Annotated in this window: 14 protein-coding genes; 9 read left to right on the top strand and 5 right to left on the bottom strand. The window is 39.1% G+C overall.

The window, feature by feature from the left end:
* Nucleotide 1 precedes the first annotated feature (1 nt).
* Nucleotides 2-817, bottom strand: a complete 816-nt coding sequence (panB, locus tag BLR37_RS20145; protein ID WP_090771770.1) for a 3-methyl-2-oxobutanoate hydroxymethyltransferase — start codon at nucleotides 815-817, stop codon at nucleotides 2-4.
* A 322-nt stretch (nucleotides 818-1,139) separates the two neighbouring features.
* Here panB and carA point away from each other — a divergent pair, with 322 nt between their 5' ends.
* The 5 genes from carA to BLR37_RS20120 all read left to right on the top strand — a co-directional run bounded on the left by carA (nucleotide 1,140) and on the right by BLR37_RS20120 (nucleotide 6,217).
* Entirely contained in the window at nucleotides 1,140-2,252 is a 1,113-nt protein-coding gene (gene carA / locus BLR37_RS20140) for a glutamine-hydrolyzing carbamoyl-phosphate synthase small subunit (RefSeq protein WP_039477431.1), read from the top strand.
* A gap of 209 nt (nucleotides 2,253-2,461) precedes the next feature.
* Nucleotides 2,462-3,226 carry an ABC transporter ATP-binding protein gene (locus tag BLR37_RS20135; RefSeq protein WP_090771768.1) on the top strand — a complete coding sequence of 255 codons (765 nt, stop codon included), beginning with the start codon at nucleotides 2,462-2,464 and terminating at the stop codon, nucleotides 3,224-3,226.
* A 67-nt stretch (nucleotides 3,227-3,293) separates the two neighbouring features.
* Nucleotides 3,294-4,409 carry an ABC transporter permease gene (locus BLR37_RS20130; protein ID WP_052266227.1) on the top strand — a complete coding sequence of 372 codons (1,116 nt, stop codon included), beginning with the start codon at nucleotides 3,294-3,296 and terminating at the stop codon, nucleotides 4,407-4,409.
* 169 nt (nucleotides 4,410-4,578) lie between these two features.
* Nucleotides 4,579-5,481 carry a Fic family protein gene (locus BLR37_RS20125; RefSeq protein WP_208599700.1) on the top strand — a complete coding sequence of 301 codons (903 nt, stop codon included), beginning with the start codon at nucleotides 4,579-4,581 and terminating at the stop codon, nucleotides 5,479-5,481.
* A gap of 55 nt (nucleotides 5,482-5,536) precedes the next feature.
* Complete coding sequence (locus BLR37_RS20120) at nucleotides 5,537-6,217, top strand: XAC2610-related protein (protein ID WP_090771766.1); 681 nt, start codon at nucleotides 5,537-5,539, stop codon at nucleotides 6,215-6,217.
* Between the two features lie 28 nt (nucleotides 6,218-6,245).
* Here BLR37_RS20120 and BLR37_RS20115 read toward each other — a convergent pair whose 3' ends face one another.
* From BLR37_RS20115 to kbl, 4 genes are all read right to left on the bottom strand, one after another.
* Nucleotides 6,246-6,821 (bottom strand): TetR/AcrR family transcriptional regulator, encoded by a 576-nt coding sequence (locus BLR37_RS20115; protein WP_039477424.1) that lies wholly within the window; start codon nucleotides 6,819-6,821, stop codon nucleotides 6,246-6,248.
* A gap of 1 nt (nucleotide 6,822) precedes the next feature.
* Nucleotides 6,823-7,230 (bottom strand): Rieske (2Fe-2S) protein, encoded by a 408-nt coding sequence (locus BLR37_RS20110; protein ID WP_090771764.1) that lies wholly within the window; start codon nucleotides 7,228-7,230, stop codon nucleotides 6,823-6,825.
* A 3-nt stretch (nucleotides 7,231-7,233) separates the two neighbouring features.
* Nucleotides 7,234-8,274, bottom strand: a complete 1,041-nt coding sequence (gene pheS, locus BLR37_RS20105; RefSeq protein ID WP_090771762.1) for a phenylalanine--tRNA ligase subunit alpha — start codon at nucleotides 8,272-8,274, stop codon at nucleotides 7,234-7,236.
* Nucleotides 8,275-8,421: 147 nt separating this feature from the next.
* Entirely contained in the window at nucleotides 8,422-9,609 is a 1,188-nt protein-coding gene (gene kbl / locus BLR37_RS20100; protein ID WP_039477419.1) for a glycine C-acetyltransferase, read from the bottom strand.
* A 249-nt stretch (nucleotides 9,610-9,858) separates the two neighbouring features.
* On the opposite strand from kbl, the gene BLR37_RS20095 reads away from it, so the two are divergent.
* The 4 genes from BLR37_RS20095 (at nucleotide 9,859) to BLR37_RS20080 (ending at nucleotide 16,849) form a co-directional block, all read left to right on the top strand.
* Nucleotides 9,859-12,306 (top strand): DUF5686 and carboxypeptidase regulatory-like domain-containing protein, encoded by a 2,448-nt coding sequence (locus tag BLR37_RS20095; protein ID WP_090771760.1) that lies wholly within the window; start codon nucleotides 9,859-9,861, stop codon nucleotides 12,304-12,306.
* A gap of 125 nt (nucleotides 12,307-12,431) precedes the next feature.
* Nucleotides 12,432-13,367, top strand: coding sequence for an oxygen-dependent tRNA uridine(34) hydroxylase TrhO (gene trhO / locus BLR37_RS20090; protein ID WP_090771758.1), 936 nt, complete (start codon nucleotides 12,432-12,434; stop codon nucleotides 13,365-13,367).
* A 117-nt stretch (nucleotides 13,368-13,484) separates the two neighbouring features.
* A complete protein-coding gene (locus tag BLR37_RS20085; protein ID WP_090771756.1) occupies nucleotides 13,485-13,835 on the top strand; it encodes a four helix bundle protein in 351 nt (116 codons plus the stop codon).
* 134 nt (nucleotides 13,836-13,969) lie between these two features.
* On the top strand, nucleotides 13,970-16,849 hold the full coding sequence (locus tag BLR37_RS20080) for a ligand-binding sensor domain-containing protein (protein ID WP_090771754.1): 2,880 nt from the start codon (nucleotides 13,970-13,972) through the stop codon (nucleotides 16,847-16,849).
* The last annotated feature ends 38 nt before the right edge of the window (nucleotides 16,850-16,887 follow it).

Below are 16,887 nucleotides of genomic sequence, written 5' to 3'. Positions count from 1 at the left end.
GTTAATATTGTTCTTTTTCGTTTGGAAAATCGTTTGCTTTCACATCGCGGATATACGATTGTGCAGCTCCCAAAATTTCATCGTACAAATTAATATACTGGCGTAAGAAACGGGGTTTAAAACCTTTGGTAAGCCCAATCATATCGTTTACTACAAGCACCTGGCCATCGCAATGCGGGCCGGCACCAATACCAATGGTTGGAATATTTAGGCTTTCGGTAACTTCTTTACCCAAGGCCGCCGGAATTTTTTCTAGAACAATACCAAAACACCCTGCAGCTTGCAAGGCTAGGACATCGGTTTTCAGTTTATTGGCTTCAGCCTCTTCTTTTGCGCGTACGGTATAGGTACCAAATTTATAAATAGATTGCGGCGTTAAACCCAGGTGCCCCATAACCGGTATTCCGGCAGTAATAATACGCTGCACCGATTCTATAATTTCCTCGCCTCCTTCTAACTTAACCCCATGCGCACCCGATTCTTTCATAATCCTGATGGCTGAGTTCAGTGCCTCTTTCGAATTGCCCTGGTAAGAACCAAATGGTAAATCGACAACAACAAAAGCACGTTTAACTGCCCGGATAACCGAAGCCGCGTGGTAAATCATCTGATCTAAAGTAATGGGCAAAGTAGTTTCGTGTCCAGCCATTACATTCGAGGCCGAATCGCCAACCAGTAAAACGTCCAAACCTGCGTCATCCAGAATGGTTGCCATAGAATAATCGTAGGCCGTTAGCATAGATATTTTTTCACCACGTTGCTTCATTTCCTGTAGCGTATGTGTGGTGATCCGTTTAATTTCTTTATGTACCGACATGGGATTTGTTTTGTGTTGCCAAAAGTATTGTTTTTTATTTAATTAAGCCGAAAAGACCAAAGCTAAAAGACCAAAGCAATCTCAAGCTAAAATCATTTTTTGCTTAAATCCTGTTTCATTGCTTTCTGCTTTAGTCTTTTTGCTTTCCGCTCTAATGTTATTTCACTTTTCTCTTTAAATTATAAATCTAAAATCCTATCTTTGTACCCCGAAATGGAAGGGATATATTCATCTTTTTTTGCAGCCCGCAAATACAGCTTTAATGCTGAGAGCAACCCTTTTTTCAACTCTTTTTTAAATCAAAATCCATATTGTAATTACCATGACTAACTACACCAAGTTACCTGCGATTTTATTACTGGCCGACGGCACAGTTTTTTACGGCAAAGCGGCCGGAAAAATTGGTACCACAACTGGCGAAATTTGTTTTAATACCGGGATGACAGGTTACCAGGAAATTTTTACCGATCCAAGTTATTTTGGACAGATAATGGTTACTACCAATTCGCACATTGGTAATTATGGTATCCATAAAGACGAAATCGAATCAGGTTCGATTAAAATTGCCGGTTTAGTTTGTAAAAATTACAACATCATTTATAGCCGTAAACAAGCTACCGAATCCATTCAGGATTATTTCCAGAATGATAATCTGGTTGCTATTTCTGATATCGATACCCGCGCTTTGGTTCGCCACATCAGAGATAAAGGCGCAATGAACGCGATCATCTCTTCAGAAATTACTGATTTAGAAGAATTAAAGCAAAAATTGGCTGAAGTTCCATCGATGGAGGGCTTAGAGCTTTCATCGAAAGTGAGCACTACCGAGCCTTATTTTTATGGCAACCCTGAAGCAAGCTTAAAAGTCGCTGCTTTAGATTTGGGTATCAAGAAAAACATTTTGCGCAATTTCGAAAGCCGCGATATTTACGTTCAGGTTTTCCCTGCCAAAACTACATTTGCTGAAATGGAAAAATTTAACCCTGATGGTTATTTTATTTCAAATGGTCCTGGCGATCCATCGGTTATGCCTTACGCTGTAGAAACCATTAATGCAATCCTGGCTGCAGATAAACCTTTATTCGGGATCTGCTTAGGTCACCAGTTATTGGCCGAAGCTAACGGCATTGGCACCATGAAAATGTTTAACGGTCACCGCGGTTTAAACCACCCGGTTAAAAATATCATCAAAAACCACTGCGAAGTAACTTCTCAAAACCATGGTTTCGGTGTTGTACCAGAAGAAGTAATGAAATCGGATAAAGTTGAGGTTACCCACGTAAACCTAAATGATAAATCAATTGAAGGTATCCGTGTTAAAGGTAAAAAAGCATTTTCGGTTCAATACCACCCTGAATCTTCTCCGGGTCCGCACGATTCTCGCTATTTATTCGATGATTTCGTATCAGTAATTAAAGGCGAATTAACCTGGTAATATTAAGGTAGAACAGACCAAAGCTTAAAGACTAAAGTCCAAAGCACCATATTTACAATCTGCGGATCTACGGCAAATTTTAAGCTGGAGATCCGCAGATTTCTTTTTTTAACCTGTTTCACCTGAATAAAACATCATTTTACCGACATTTTAAGTCATAACTGATAAAATTCATTTTCAATTCATTTAAAGCTCCTTACATTCGCAGCATGGAAACACCCAAAGCTATTATCAGTGTTAAAAACCTGGTGAAAAAGTACGATGATTTTGTGGCCGTTCAGGGCCTTAGTTTTGACGTTTACGAGCATGAAATTTTTGGTCTGCTTGGTCCAAATGGTGCCGGCAAAACCACTACCCTCGAAATTATTGAAACTTTAAGAGATAAAACATCGGGCGAAATTACAGTTGATGGCTTTTCGGTAGATAAACAGGCACAGGAAATAAAACAAATTATTGGCGTACAACTGCAGGCTGCAGGCTATTACCCTAACCTTAACCTTGTAGAACTTATTGAGCTTTTTGCGGGTTTATATGGCGCAGACATTAAGCCTATGGAAATGCTGGAGAAAGTAAACCTTCAGGATAAAGCCAAAGCCAAATACAAAGCCCTTTCGGGTGGACAGAAACAACGCTTTTCTATTGCTACCACGCTTATTAACCAGCCTAAAATTATCTTTCTTGACGAGCCAACAACAGGCTTAGATCCACAGGCCAGGAGAAATTTATGGGATTTGATTACTGAAATCCGTAATGCTGGTACAACTGTGGTAATCACCACACATTACATGGATGAGGCCGAACAGCTTTGCGATCGTGTAGCCTTTGTAGAGCGCGGTGAAATTATTGCGCTTGACACCCCCGATAACCTGATCGATCAGTTGGTAAACAGCGGCTTTGAGCGCAAAAAAGAGGTTAAAAAAGCCAATCTGGAGGATGTTTTCATCAACCTAACAGGAAAAGAATGGCGAGAATAACCCTCCACCCCTTAAATGGGAACTTATAATACAATATTTGATTCGAAACAGCATCCAGTAAAAAGATATGCAAAAAGATATACAAAATTCAAATGCTCCATCAGGAGCAAACGGATACAGCAATACCACAGCTACCCTGGCTTTGGCAAAAGCCAGCTTCCGTTCAATTATGCGCAGCCCTTCGGCTGTGGTTTTTACACTTGCCTTCCCCTTGATATTCATTTTAGTTTTCGGCTTTTTAGGTGGTGGCGGTACCCATATTGATGTGGGTATTACTCCAGGATCGGATGTTAACAATCCGGTTATTGGCATGATGGAGAAAACAGGCATGATTCGTTTGGTAAAGGATAAAACCAAAGCGGAGTTTGATAAGCTCCTTGAAAAAGGAAATGTTGATGCAATGATTGATGTGCACCGGAAAGTAAATGCGCCAGCCTATTCGGTAAATGTAGTTTACACTTCGGCATCAAGAGATAAAGGCGGCATTTTAAAATCGGTATTAAACAACCTGTTTTACGATAAAACCTTAAAACCTTCTGTTGCCGAAATACGGGAAAGTACCATAACCGGCCGCGAGTATAAAACGATCGATTTTATCCTGCCGGGTCAGTTAGGCTTCTCATTACTAAGTACCGGCGTATTCGGAACAGCTTTTGTGTTTTTAAGCTTGCGCCAAACACTGGTGATTAAACGCTTTTTTGCTACACCCGTAAAACGATCGAGCATAGTAATTGGCGAGGGTATTGCACGGATAGGTTTTGCATTGATAGGCGCTTTGTTTATCATCTTATTAGGTCATTTCTTTTTTGGTTTTACGCTTATTCATGGGGCAGTCACGGTCGTCAACATGTTGCTGTTGGCAACATTAGGGGTAATTGTTTTTATGGGCTTCGGCTTCATTATTTCGGGTATTGCAAAAAACGAAAGCATGATCCCTCCTATTTCAAATATTGTAACCCTTCCGCAATTCTTATTATCGGGAACCTTCTTTTCAATCGAAGCCTTCCCGAACTGGTTACAGCCTATCAGCAGAGCTTTACCACTCACCTATTTAAACGATGCAATGCGTAAAGTAGCCTTTGAAGGCCTGGGACTTTGGGACGTGAAATTCCAGATCATGATCCTGTTAATCTGGGGAATAGGTATTTATGCCGTTGCCGTAAAGGTTTTCAAATGGGAATAATCAGAAAAAAATAATCAACTACCGGATAACCACAAATTATCCGGTATTTTTTTAGAAAATTTTTAATATCGGATTAAATACTTTTTAATCCGAAACGATATTAGTAAATTTGGTTGTGTGGAATTTAAATTTAGAAAATTTAGCGGAACTCCAACCTACTATAGATCGGTTGTACGAGAAAAAAGCAAGGCTTGATTCATCAAGGCCCTTACCCTCTAGCGCGCTACACCGCATTAAAACAGATTTAAGCCTCGAGTGGACATACAACTCTAACAGTATTGAAGGGAACACCCTTACCCTGCAAGAAACCCAAATGGTGTTACAGGAAGGCATTACTGTTAAAGGCAAATCGCTACGGGAACATTTCGAAGCATTTAACCACGAAAAAGCCATCGATTACCTCTACACCCTGGTAAAAGAAAATTATATCCTTAGAAGCATCGATATCCTTTCGCTTCATGGCCTTGTATTGCGCAGCATAGAAGATGATTACGCAGGTCGTTTAAGAAACGGAGGAGTACGCATTGTTGGGGCTAATTTTACTCCTCCGAATGCAAACAAAGTTTCGGATTTATTGGATGAACTGATCATCTTTGTAAATGATAACCCATTAGGTTTAAATGATATTGTATTGAGTACCATTTTCCACCATAAACTGGTTTGGATCCACCCATTTTTTGATGGGAACGGGCGTACGGTAAGGCTTGCTATGAATCTGCTGTTAATGCGAAAAGGCTTTCCCCCTGCTATTATTTTAAAAGCAGATCGTAAAAAGTATTATGAAGCATTAAACCAGGCCAACAAGGGGAATTACAGTAAACTCTGCCTGCTCATGCTGCAAGCTTTAGAGCGTTCCTTAAATATGTACATTAATGCCCTGCCGGGAAACAGTTATGGGGATTACGAACCCATATCGTTTATCGTTTCTGAACCTGATATACCATACGGCCAGGAATATGTAAGCCTACTGGCCCGTCAGGGTAAAATTGATGCCTATAAAGAAGGGAAAGACTGGCTAACTACCAAATCAGCGGTAAAATCGTACATAACCAACCGCAAAAGGAAACGTTAACCTTTTTTAACTTTTAGCGAGCGGATATTGCTGTAATTTTATCGAAATTTTTTGAATGAAGAACTTAATATTCGCTTGCGCTTTTTTATTGATTAGCCATTATGCAAAGGCGCAATTTAAATTTACGGCAAATAACAGCTCTAACAATTTTAAAGCTAAAATATTTGTAGAAAACTGCACCACAGGGCATTGCAATGGAAAGGCGACCATCATTTTGTACGATAAAATTACAGACCAGGAAATGCAAACTTTTACTTCAAAAGACCTGGATTTCGGCTTAACCGAAATGCAAAATGCCCAGCTGGGTTGGCTCGACCTGGGCAAATACCAAACACCATTAATTTTTGGAGACTTTAATTTTGACGGCATCGAAGATCTTGCCATCAGAAACGGTAATAACGGTGCTTATGCCAGCCCGTCATACGATGTTTATTTGTCGGTAAACAACAAATTTGTTTTGAATGCGCCTTTAACCAAACTGGCCAGCGAAAATCTTGGATTGTTTGATGTTGACAAGAAAAACAAACAGCTTTCTATTCATATCAAAAATGGCTGTTGCTTTGATAAAACTATCAACTATAAATATGATGCAAAGCAGGGGCTTTATGAAGATTCTTCGGTTATCGAAGATTCGAGCATTGCAGATTATGTTACTGTAATTACCCAAAAACTGGTTGATGGAAAGATGAAAAAAACCGTGCAAAAATTTAAGTTTAAAGATTATTACAACCAATAAACACTGAATTTATGCACGGTTTTAAGCATTAAAGTGCTGCTTTTACCAAAAATGGCAATATTTCTTTTTGAAAACTTACGAAGTTCTTGCGCACATCCGAATCGCTAACAGATGTGAAAGCGAACGAAAATACAATGCTTTTACTTGCTTTAAGCAAGAAAGCTAATCCTTCGCGGCGGGCTGGGTTGTTTTTAAAGTTATCTAACTGCAGGTAAGCGGCTAGTAATAAAGCCTCCAGCTGATCAGACAAGTGCTTTAAAAACTCTTGCGAGTTTGCATTTTCGCGTACAAAATCCCAACCGATAAACTCGTTACAAGCCGTAAAAGACAATCGGCTGGTTTTCATTACCAGGGCTTTTAAATGCTCTTCTTCAGTAGTGTAACTTACTTTATTATTTAATATTTCGTAAAGGTTTTGATCCAGATAATCCATCAGGATACTATCTAAAACCTGTTCTTTACTTTCAAAATATTTATAAATGGTTGCTTTAGCTATACGTGCTTTTTTAGCAATTTCGTTTACACTGGTTTTATGATAACCGTATTTTCTGAAAAGTTCTTTGGCCGCCTTTTTTACTGTTTCTTTTATTTTTTCAGCTTCCATTCTAATTGCTTACGTGTATTAATGTATTACCCTGTACCGAAACATTGTAGCTTTTTAAGCTTCTTTCAGCAGGGGCTTTTTGCGGGCTGCCATCGAGCAATGAAAACTTTGCTCCAGAGCAAGGATCTGTTGCCGTTACACCACTATCATCGGGTGCTACTTTACAAATCTTCTCCGGATTTACCGTACTACAGCGATCAAAGGCAACATAAGTGCCCAGTGGTGTTTTAACAACAAGTAATCCACCAACGCCATAGCCAGATACAACCAAAACGTTATTAACAGCCTTAATACTAAATTCAGTTAATGTTACATTGTAGTTCACCGGAACTTCAGGAATGTAGCCCTGATCTTTACCACAACCTGTGGTCAGGATCAAAACGAACAATATGCTGAACAGGTACCTCATGGTTTAGATTAAAGCTGATTTAAACTGCTTTAAAAAACGGGCATCGTTTTCTGAAAATAAACGTAAATCTTTAATTACGTATTTCAGGTTGGCAATGCGTTCAATACCCATTCCAAAGGCAAATCCACTGTATTTTTTCGAATCAATACCACAGTTTTCCAACACATTCGGATCTACCATACCGCAACCCAAAATCTCTACCCATCCGCTGTGTTTACAAAGCTGGCAACCTGAACCTTTACAAATGGTACAAGAAATATCCATTTCTGCAGAAGGCTCTGTAAAAGGGAAATATGAAGGACGGAAACGCACCTTAGTACCTTCGCCATATAATTCCTGCACAAAGTAAAAAAGGGTTTGTTTTAAATCTGCAAATGAAACATTTTCATCAACATATAAACCTTCTATCTGGTGGAAAAAGCAATGTGCTCTTGCCGAAATGGCTTCGTTACGATATACACGGCCCGGCATAATGGCCCTGAAAGGCGGCTGCCCCTGCTCCATCATACGCACCTGTACCGAAGAGGTATGCGTACGTAAGGCAATATCACCTTTTTCGCCACCTTTTTTAATGAAGAAAGTATCCTGCATATCTCTTGCCGGGTGCTCTTCAGGGAAGTTCAACGCCGAGAAGTTATGCCAGTCGTCTTCAATTTCGGGTCCTTCGGCAACGGTAAAGCCCAGCTTGGCGAAAATCTCCACAATCTCTCTGCGTACCAAAGCCAGTGGGTGACGGGAACCAATCTCGAAACCTTCTCCAGGCAAAGTCATATCCAGCTGAGCGCTGTCTGTTTTCTGCTCCGAACTTTCTGTCGATTCTTTCAACACCTGATATTTCGATTCGGCAAGTTGCTTAAATTCGTTAAGCACCTTACCTAAAGATCTTTTTTCTTCGACAGAAACTGTTTTAAATTCTTCGAAAATCTCTTTAATGATGCCTTTGCTTCCTAAATATTTAATACGGAACTGCTCTAACTCATCTGCTTTTTCAGTTACAAAAGCATTGATTTTTTCGGTATATTGTGTTATTTTATCCTGTAACATGGCTCCAAATATACAGCAAATTATCTAATATTTTTATGCTTGCAGGGTTCAAATAATGAGTTTACACTAGCATTATAAAAGAAAATGAACCCGAAACAAAAAAAGCCGCAGGAAGCGGCTTTTGAATGATATAATATTTAAGTTGTACTAAATTACGCCCAATTCTTTGCCAACTTTGGTAAAGGCAGCAATTGCTTTATCTAGGTGATGTTGCTCATGACCTGCCGATAACTGCACCCTGATCCTGGCTTTACCCTGAGGTACAACCGGATAGAAGAACCCAATTACATAAATACCTTCGTTAAGCATTTTAGCTGCAAACTCTTGTGCAATTTTGGCATCGTAAAGCATAACCGGTACGATTGGATGGAAACCAGGTTTGATATCGAAACCTGCCGCTGTCATTTTTTCGCGAAAATATTTTGTATTTGATTCCAATTTATCTCTCAAGGCTGTAGTTTCGCTCAACATATCCAACACAGCAATTGAGGCACCTGCAATAGCCGGAGCCAAAGTATTAGAGAATAGGTACGGACGTGAACGCTGGCGCAACATATCGATAATTTCTTTCTTACCTGAAGTAAAACCACCTGATGCACCACCTAAAGCTTTACCTAAAGTACCGGTAATGATATCGATACGATCCATCACATCAAAATGTTCGTGTGTTCCGCGACCATTTTTACCAATAAAACCTGTACAGTGCGATTCATCGATCATAATCAATGCTTCGTACTTATCGGCCAGATCGGCAATTTTATCTAAAGGCGCAACAGAACCATCCATAGAAAAAGCTCCATCGGTAACAATAATGCGGTGCCTGCAATCTTTAGCTGCAATTAATTGCTTTTCCAGATCTTCCATATCGGCGTTTTTATAACGGAAACGTTGTGCTTTACACAAACGAACCCCATCAATAATTGAAGCATGGTTCAGCTCATCCGAAATAATAGCATCTTCTGCATTGAACAAAGGCTCAAAAACCCCACCATTGGCATCAAAGGCAGCAGCATATAAAATGGTATCTTCAGTACCTAAAAACTTAGAAATTTTAGCTTCAAGCTCTTTATGTACATCTTGTGTTCCGCAGATGAAACGAACAGACGACATTCCATAACCATGATCATCGATCGCTTTTTTAGCCGCTTCTATCACCTTTGGGTGTGAAGAAAGTCCCAAATAGTTATTTGCACAAAAGTTAACCACTTCAGTTCCGCCACTTACCTGAATGTCGGCACCCTGAGGGGTAATAATAATCCGTTCGCGCTTAAATAATCCAGCGTTCTCAATTTCTTCTAGTTCTTTTTGAAGAACCGGTTGTAATGTTTTATACATGGCCTTTAATATGGTTGATTGTTGGCTCCAAAGTTATAAAAAAAAGCCTTACAGAACCAAAAACGCAATTTCAACGCCTTCATTAAAGAGACAAACGTTTGATATAAAGCGAAACCATTACCTCAGCAATGTATTCTTTTATAAAAATTAGTGTTGTTATTATTTTTTTATCAACTTAACAAACTTTAACACATACCTATGTGTATAGTCTTAAAAGTTATTCGATATTTATAGTTTACTAATCTAAATATGATAAGAATTTGCGCGCTCCTGTTATTTTGTGGTCTAACCAACATCGTATTCGCCCAGCAATTCTCGGTAACCGGTACAGTTAAAGACACCAACGGACAGCCGGTTCCCTTTGCATCAGTATATTTAAAAAACACTACTACAGGCACATCAGCCAATATAGATGGTAAGTATTCAATTAAATTAAAAAATGGCGAACAAACCCTGAGTTTCAGGGCTGTGGGCTACAAGCAACAAGACCACATTATTAACCTTAGCGATGATATTAGCCTGAATGTAACGCTGACAGCAGAAAGTTATACTTTAGAGAATATAAATATCAGGGCAAATGCCGAAGATCCCGCTTATGCCATCATTCGTAAAGCCATTAAGGAGCGTAAAACACATTTAAACGAAGTTAAAAGCTTTAGTTGCGATGTTTATATCAAAGGAGTTCAGCGTTTAAAAGGTGCACCCAAAAAGTTTTTCGGACAGGATATTCAAAAAGTCTTAGAGCTTGATACGAACCGCAAAGGGATAATTTATCTTTCAGAATCTCAGAGTAAATTTAACTTCAGCCGCCCTAACGATATCCATGAGGAAATGATTTCATCGAAAGTGGCCGGGCGCAATAATGCTTTCAGCTTTAATAAAGCTTCAGATCTGATTATCAATTTTTACGACAATTACCTGCTTGAAAATAAATTAAGTGCAAGGGGTTTTATATCTCCTATTGCCGACAATGCCTTGTTTTATTACAAATACAAACTGCTTGGCGAAAGCAACGAAAACGGGGAACTGATCCACAAGATACAGGTAATTCCGCGCCGCGAAAACGATCCGGTATTCAGAGGCATAATTTACATCATAGATAATAGCTGGCGGATTTACAATACCGATCTCTTCCTGACCAAAAATGCAGGGATCAATTTCATCGATACGTTAAACATCAATCAGCAGTTTACCAAGGTAAAAGAGGTGTACATGCCAACCTCAATTAATTTCCAGTTTGCCGGTAATGTACTGGGGTTTAAAATTGCCGGTTATTATGTAGGCGTGTACAGCAATTACAATATCGATCCTAAATTTTCTAAAAACTTCTTTAGCGGAGAGATATTAAAAGTAACCGAAATGGTTAACAAAAAAGATTCTGCCTATTGGGCTAACAACCGGCCTATACCTTTAACAGAAGACGAAAAGATAAATTACATTAAGAAAGATAGTATAGCCAAGCTAAAAGAATCGAAAAAATATCTCGATTCGTTAGAAAAAGACAATAACAAATTCGGCATTGGCAAGCTATTACTCCGCGGGCACAGCATTAACGATCGTTACGATAAAGAATACTGGTATTTTGACCCGGTACTACGGGCTATTTTTTACAATACGGTAGAAGGCTTCGCCATAAAATATGGGGTTACTTACCGCAAAACTTTCGAAAACAGGAGATCATACTCCATCCGTCCGGAACTGAGATATGGTTTTGCCAACAAGAAACTAACCGGAAGTTTAACCGGAAGCTATTATTACAACCCGCTAAAAAGCGCAAGTGTTGGTGCTTCATTCGGAAATGGTATTTTCGATCTGAATAACCTGGGATCAATGACCGCATTGGGTAACAGTATTAACTCGCTCTTTTACGAAAAGAATTTCCCGAAATTTTATGAAAAGAGTTTTGCCAATATCAATACCACAAGAGAACTGGCTACCGGGTTACAGGGCAGTGTAAGTGTTGATTACAGCAGAAACAAAAGCCTTACCAACAATAGCAATTTTAAATTTATTGATGCCAAAGACCGGGAATTTACATCTAACAACCCTTTCAATCCGGCAGAAGAAGTACCACTTTTCCCAACCTACAATTCGTTTAGTGCTACAGCAAGTTTAACCTATACCATCGGACAAAAATACATTACCCGTCCGGATGGTAAATTTTATACTGAATCGAAATACCCAAAGATTACCGTTTTGTATAAAAAAGGATTTAATAATGTGTTAAGCAGCGATATCGATTATGACTTTATAAAAGCTGAGGTGTTTCAGGAGCGAATTGGATTAGGTTTGTTGGGCTATACCTCATTTTTGGCAGGAGTAGGCAAATTTGTCAACAACAAAAAAATGTACTATCCCGATTTCAAACACTTTTCGGGTAACATATCTACCATTTTTCCACCCAACATCAGGAAATTCCAATATCTGGATTTTTACCAATTTAGCACCAATCAGCAATATTTCGAAGCACATCTGGAGCATAATTTTGCTGGCTTTTTCATGAATAAAATCCCTTTACTCCGTAAAGCCAAACTGGAAGAGTTTATTGGTGGTGGTTACCTTTCGTCGCCCGAGAAAAGAAATTACAAGGAGTTTTACTTTGGCTTACAACGTTTGGTTTTAAGGGCCAGCTATGGTTTTGCCTACGATGGCGGCCGCAAGCTGACACAAGGTTTCAGGATATCATACGGATTTTAGGATGGAAGCTGTTTGATGTAAGATGGCCGGTAGAACACACTATCCATTTTCCATTTTTACATCTTACATAATTTCCCTATTTTTGCACCGCTTTAAACGCCGTTTGCAACGGTATCAACAGCGTTATGAAAAAATATCAGACACTACTTTACTATTGCTATAGTTACATAGCGGAGGCAGAACAATTTGCTGCCGATCACCTTAAATTTTGTAAATCTTTAAACCTTGTTGGACGTATTATTGTTGCCGATGAAGGTTTAAACGGTACCATTTCGGGTACTCCTGAAGCTTGCGAAGCTTACATGAAAGCCATACATGCCGATGAAAGGTTTGCCAAAACAGAGTTTAAGATTGATGATGTGGAAGAGCTTTCGTTTTTGAAAATGCACTGCCGTTACAAATCAGAAATTGTACACTCAGGTTTAAGAGATACTTCGATCATCAATCCGAACGAAAGAACTGGCAAGCACTTAGAACCAGTTGATTTCATGAAAATGAAAGATGATGAAGATGTGGTGATTCTGGATGTACGTTCTAATTATGAGCACAACCTGGGTAAATTTAAAAATGCAGTAACCCTTGATATCGAGAATTTCCGCGATTTCCCTGAGCAAATTAACCAGCTTGCCCAATATAAAGACAAGAAGATTTTAACCTATTGTACTGGTGGTATTAAATGCGAAAAGGCATCTGCCCTATTGCTACATCATGGTTTTAACGATGTGTACCAATTGCATGGCGGTATTATTAAATATGGTAAAGAAGCTGGCGGAAAAGATTTTGAAGGCAAGTGTTATGTGTTTGATAACAGGATTGCGGTTGATGTAAACGAGGTTAACCCAACAGTAGTGTCAGTTTGCTACAATTGCGGTGTTACTACCCCAAAAATGATTAACTGTGCTAATCCGGAGTGCAATGAACACGTAACACAATGTGATTCCTGTGGCGAGCAGCTTCAAGGTTGTTGCTCTGAAGCATGCACTACCAATCCGCGTAAACGCCCGTATGATGGTACGGGTTACTATGTTAAGGTACCGCAGCCGGTTGCGGTGAAAGGGTAATTCGGTCGATAGTCAATAGTTGATTAACATAAAGGTAAATTGACTATTGGCTAAGTTTTAAACATAACCGCTACAAAATGAAATAGAGATGAGTATATTTATTTCAAATTCAAAGTTATGGCTTTCAAATTTGAGGAACTTAAGATCTGGCAGATTTCATTAAAACTCAGCAATGAAATAGACATCATCGCGAAAAAATTCCCCAGCATTGAGCTTTTCAGTTTAGCCAATCAAATTAAAAAAGCAGCAGATTCAGTAAATCTTAATATTGCTGAAGGCTGTATTGGTCAATCAAAAGCAGAATTTTCACGATTTCTAACTTATTCTGTACGTTCTGGATTAGAGGTTGTAAGCTGTTTATTCATGGCTTCATCAAGAAATCATATAACCGAGCCAGAGTTTAAAAGATTATATTCCGAATATGAGCAACTTTGCAAAATGATTTCCAAGCTAAAAAGTACATTATAGCAAATTGGCCGTTCATTGCTTTTGCACAATAAGCTATTAACCATTGACTATTAGCTGCTAGCTATCAACAATTGCCTCTTCTTAATTTTTTTCATTTACTTTGTGTATCAAGGGCTTCATCCCAAATCCATTTTATGCTAAACTATCCCCGCTTGCTTTTACTGCTGCTATGCTTTACCATAAACACCTATGCTGCCGATATCAAAAGCATCGGGGTACCTTATATTGAAAATTACCCCAAATCTGTTTACGCTTCGGGTAACCAGAACTGGAGCATAGCAAAAGACAAAAATGGTGTAATGTACTTTGGCAATGCCGAAGGTCTGCTCACTTTTGATGGCCGTTACTGGCAGAAATACCGGATGCCTAACCGCCAGATTGTGAGGGCAGTTGCTACTGATAACAATGGAAGAGTTTATACCGGTAGCTTTGGCGAATTTGGCTATTGGGCAATTAAAAACAACAAGTTAAGCTATAACTCACTTACAAATTTGTTACCGAAAGGTATAAAAATAGATGATGAAGTCTGGAAAATTTATGTAGATCGCGATCGGGTAATTTTCCAGTCTTTTTCCAAAATCTTTATCTACAAAAACAATAAAATTGAAGTCGTAAAATCGCCATCTTCCTTTTTGTTTCTGCATAAGGTTAATCAACGGTATTTTATAGAAGTATTGGAGCAGGGTCTGTTTGAACTCATAGGCAATAAACTGGTACACCTTCCTCAAAGCGAGCAAATGGGCAAAGAAGGAATACTTTCTATCTTGCCTTACAGGGGCAACGGACTGATTATCGGAACCAGTAAAAACGGTCTTTTTACTTATGACGGTAAAAGCTTCACTCCGCTAAATACTCCTGCAAACAGTTACCTGAAAACCTATCAGCTTAACAATGGGGTTAATTTGTTAGGTAAATATTATGCTTATGGTACTATTCTAAATGGTTTAATCATTATCGATGAAAACGGCAAAGTTGTGCAGCGTATTAATAAATCGAGCGGGCTGCAAAACAATACCATTTTAAGTTTATACGCCGATAATGAGCAAAACCTTTGGACGGGACTGGACAATGGAATAGATCGAATTGAGCTTAATTCGCCGCTTTATTTTTACTTTGATAAAACTGGCCAGTTTGGTACGGTGTATTCCAGTATTATTTTTAACAACAAAATTTACCTCGGTACTAACCAGGGTTTATTTTATAGTGAATGGTCGCCCTACAACCTCCTTCCATTCAATTTCCGTTTAATACCCAATTCGCAGGGGCAGGTTTGGGAGCTGGCAATTATCGATAACGAGTTAATTTGCGGTCATAACAGCGGTACCTTTAAGGTTCTGGGCGATCAAATAGAATGGATATCGAGATCATCTGGTGGCTGGACCATTAAGAAATTAAATTCTAACCCAAATTATCTTGTTCAGGGAACTTACACGGGTTTATCTTTATTTACCAAAACGCCGGGTGCTGGATTAAAGTTTGCGACCAAAATAGCTGGTTTTAATGCACCATCAAGATATGTTGAGCAGGATAACAGAGGCGATATCTGGGTTGGCCACGCCTACAAGGGATTATATAAATTGAGCCTTAACCCGGATTATACCAAAGTAACGAGCACCAAATATTTCGACGAGAAAAACGGTTTGCCGGGTAATTACAATATTAACATCTTCAATCTGGAGAATAAGATTGTCTTTTCTTCAGATGCGGGTTTTTATACCTACGATGAGCTGAGCAATAAATTTACCAAATACGAGGTACTCAATAAAAGCCTGGGCTCTTTCGAAACCTCTAATAAGATTATTCCTGCAGGCAGTAAAAAATACTGGTTCATTAACCATGGCAAAACCGCATTGGTTAACTTTAGCGAGCCTGGTAAGGTTGAAATCGATTCGAACCAGTTCAGCATTCTGGATGGCCGGATGGTACAGTATTATGAAAATATTAGCCGTATAAGCGATTCTATTTACCTGATTAGTGTTGATGATGGCTTCGTAATTTACAATCCTACTGCAGCGCTGAATATCCAAAAAGAAAAGTTACCTGCAGTGCTGATCAGACGAGTTGAAGATATTACCGACAAATTCTCGCTGATAAGTGAAACCGGCAATGGCGAAGAGGCTACTGAAATACAGAACAGCAGGAATAACATCCGCATTTCTTACGCACTTCCTTATTACAGGCAAGCTAAGGTGAAGTATCAGTTTTACCTGGAAGGATACTCCAGAACCTGGTCTGACTGGACTTACGCCACTCAAAAAGATTTCACGAACCTTAGCGCCGGCACCTATACTTTTAAAGTGAGGGCAAAAATTGATGACAGTACAGTAAGTGCGGAAACAGTTTACAATTTTACCGTCCTGCGCCCCTGGTATTTGAACAATTGGGCCATTTTATTTTATACCATTCTATTTGTGGTGGTTTTAATTTTAGGTAAAAAGATATACGAACGGAAATTGCAGCGCGATAGTCAGAAGATTACCGATCGTTTAAAAGCCGAACAACAGGAAAAACTAAGACAGGAAGCCGAAATCAGCGAAAAGCAAATTATCAAGTTGCAAACCGAGAAACTTCAGGCCGAACTGGCATCAAAAAACAGAGAGCTGGCTAATTCGGCGATGACATTAGTTTACAAGAATGAGCTGCTTCAAAAACTGGCAGATGATATTACCAAGTTAAAAGACGAAAACGGGAAAAAACTTTCGGATGAGCAGACCCGCAAAATACAGAAGGTTATTAACGATGGTATGAACGATGAGCGTGACTGGCACCTGTTCGAAAACAGTTTTAACGAAGCACACGAGAGTTTCTTTAAAAAGTTAAAGGCACAACATCCTGATTTGGTTCCGAACGATTTAAAGCTGTGCGCCTATTTAAGGATGAACATGAGCAGTAAGGAAATGTCGTCGTTACTGAACATCAGTTTACGAGGTGTAGAAATCCGCAGATACCGTTTGCGCAAAAAACTGGAAGTACCACACGATAAAAATTTAACCGAATTTTTGATGGAGCTTTAGGGTTCCGTGCTTCCCTATTTACAGAGTAAAATCATCAC

Source organism: Pedobacter soli (assembly GCF_900101435.1).
Classification (GTDB): domain Bacteria; phylum Bacteroidota; class Bacteroidia; order Sphingobacteriales; family Sphingobacteriaceae; genus Pedobacter; species Pedobacter soli.
Note: the sequence above shows the minus strand (reverse complement) of the source record. Positions and strands in the feature narration are given on the sequence as shown.

What these genes read in the sequence shown, in the direction of transcription:
- carA (WP_039477431.1), top strand. Translation starts at nt 1,140, where the DNA reads ATGACTAACTACACCAAGTTACCTGCGATTTTATTACTGGCCGACGGC.
- BLR37_RS20130 (WP_052266227.1), top strand. Translation starts at nt 3,294, where the DNA reads ATGCAAAAAGATATACAAAATTCAAATGCTCCATCAGGAGCAAACGGA.
- BLR37_RS20115 (WP_039477424.1), bottom strand. Translation starts at nt 6,821, where the DNA reads ATGGAAGCTGAAAAAATAAAAGAAACAGTAAAAAAGGCGGCCAAAGAA.
- BLR37_RS20110 (WP_090771764.1), bottom strand. Translation starts at nt 7,230, where the DNA reads ATGAGGTACCTGTTCAGCATATTGTTCGTTTTGATCCTGACCACAGGT.
- panB (WP_090771770.1), bottom strand. Translation starts at nt 817, where the DNA reads ATGTCGGTACATAAAGAAATTAAACGGATCACCACACATACGCTACAG.
- BLR37_RS20085 (WP_090771756.1), top strand. Translation starts at nt 13,485, where the DNA reads ATGGCTTTCAAATTTGAGGAACTTAAGATCTGGCAGATTTCATTAAAA.
- kbl (WP_039477419.1), bottom strand. Translation starts at nt 9,609, where the DNA reads ATGTATAAAACATTACAACCGGTTCTTCAAAAAGAACTAGAAGAAATT.
- pheS (WP_090771762.1), bottom strand. Translation starts at nt 8,274, where the DNA reads ATGTTACAGGATAAAATAACACAATATACCGAAAAAATCAATGCTTTT.
- BLR37_RS20135 (WP_090771768.1), top strand. Translation starts at nt 2,462, where the DNA reads ATGGAAACACCCAAAGCTATTATCAGTGTTAAAAACCTGGTGAAAAAG.
- trhO (WP_090771758.1), top strand. Translation starts at nt 12,432, where the DNA reads ATGAAAAAATATCAGACACTACTTTACTATTGCTATAGTTACATAGCG.
- BLR37_RS20095 (WP_090771760.1), top strand. Translation starts at nt 9,859, where the DNA reads ATGATAAGAATTTGCGCGCTCCTGTTATTTTGTGGTCTAACCAACATC.
- BLR37_RS20120 (WP_090771766.1), top strand. Translation starts at nt 5,537, where the DNA reads ATGAAGAACTTAATATTCGCTTGCGCTTTTTTATTGATTAGCCATTAT.
- BLR37_RS20080 (WP_090771754.1), top strand. Translation starts at nt 13,970, where the DNA reads ATGCTAAACTATCCCCGCTTGCTTTTACTGCTGCTATGCTTTACCATA.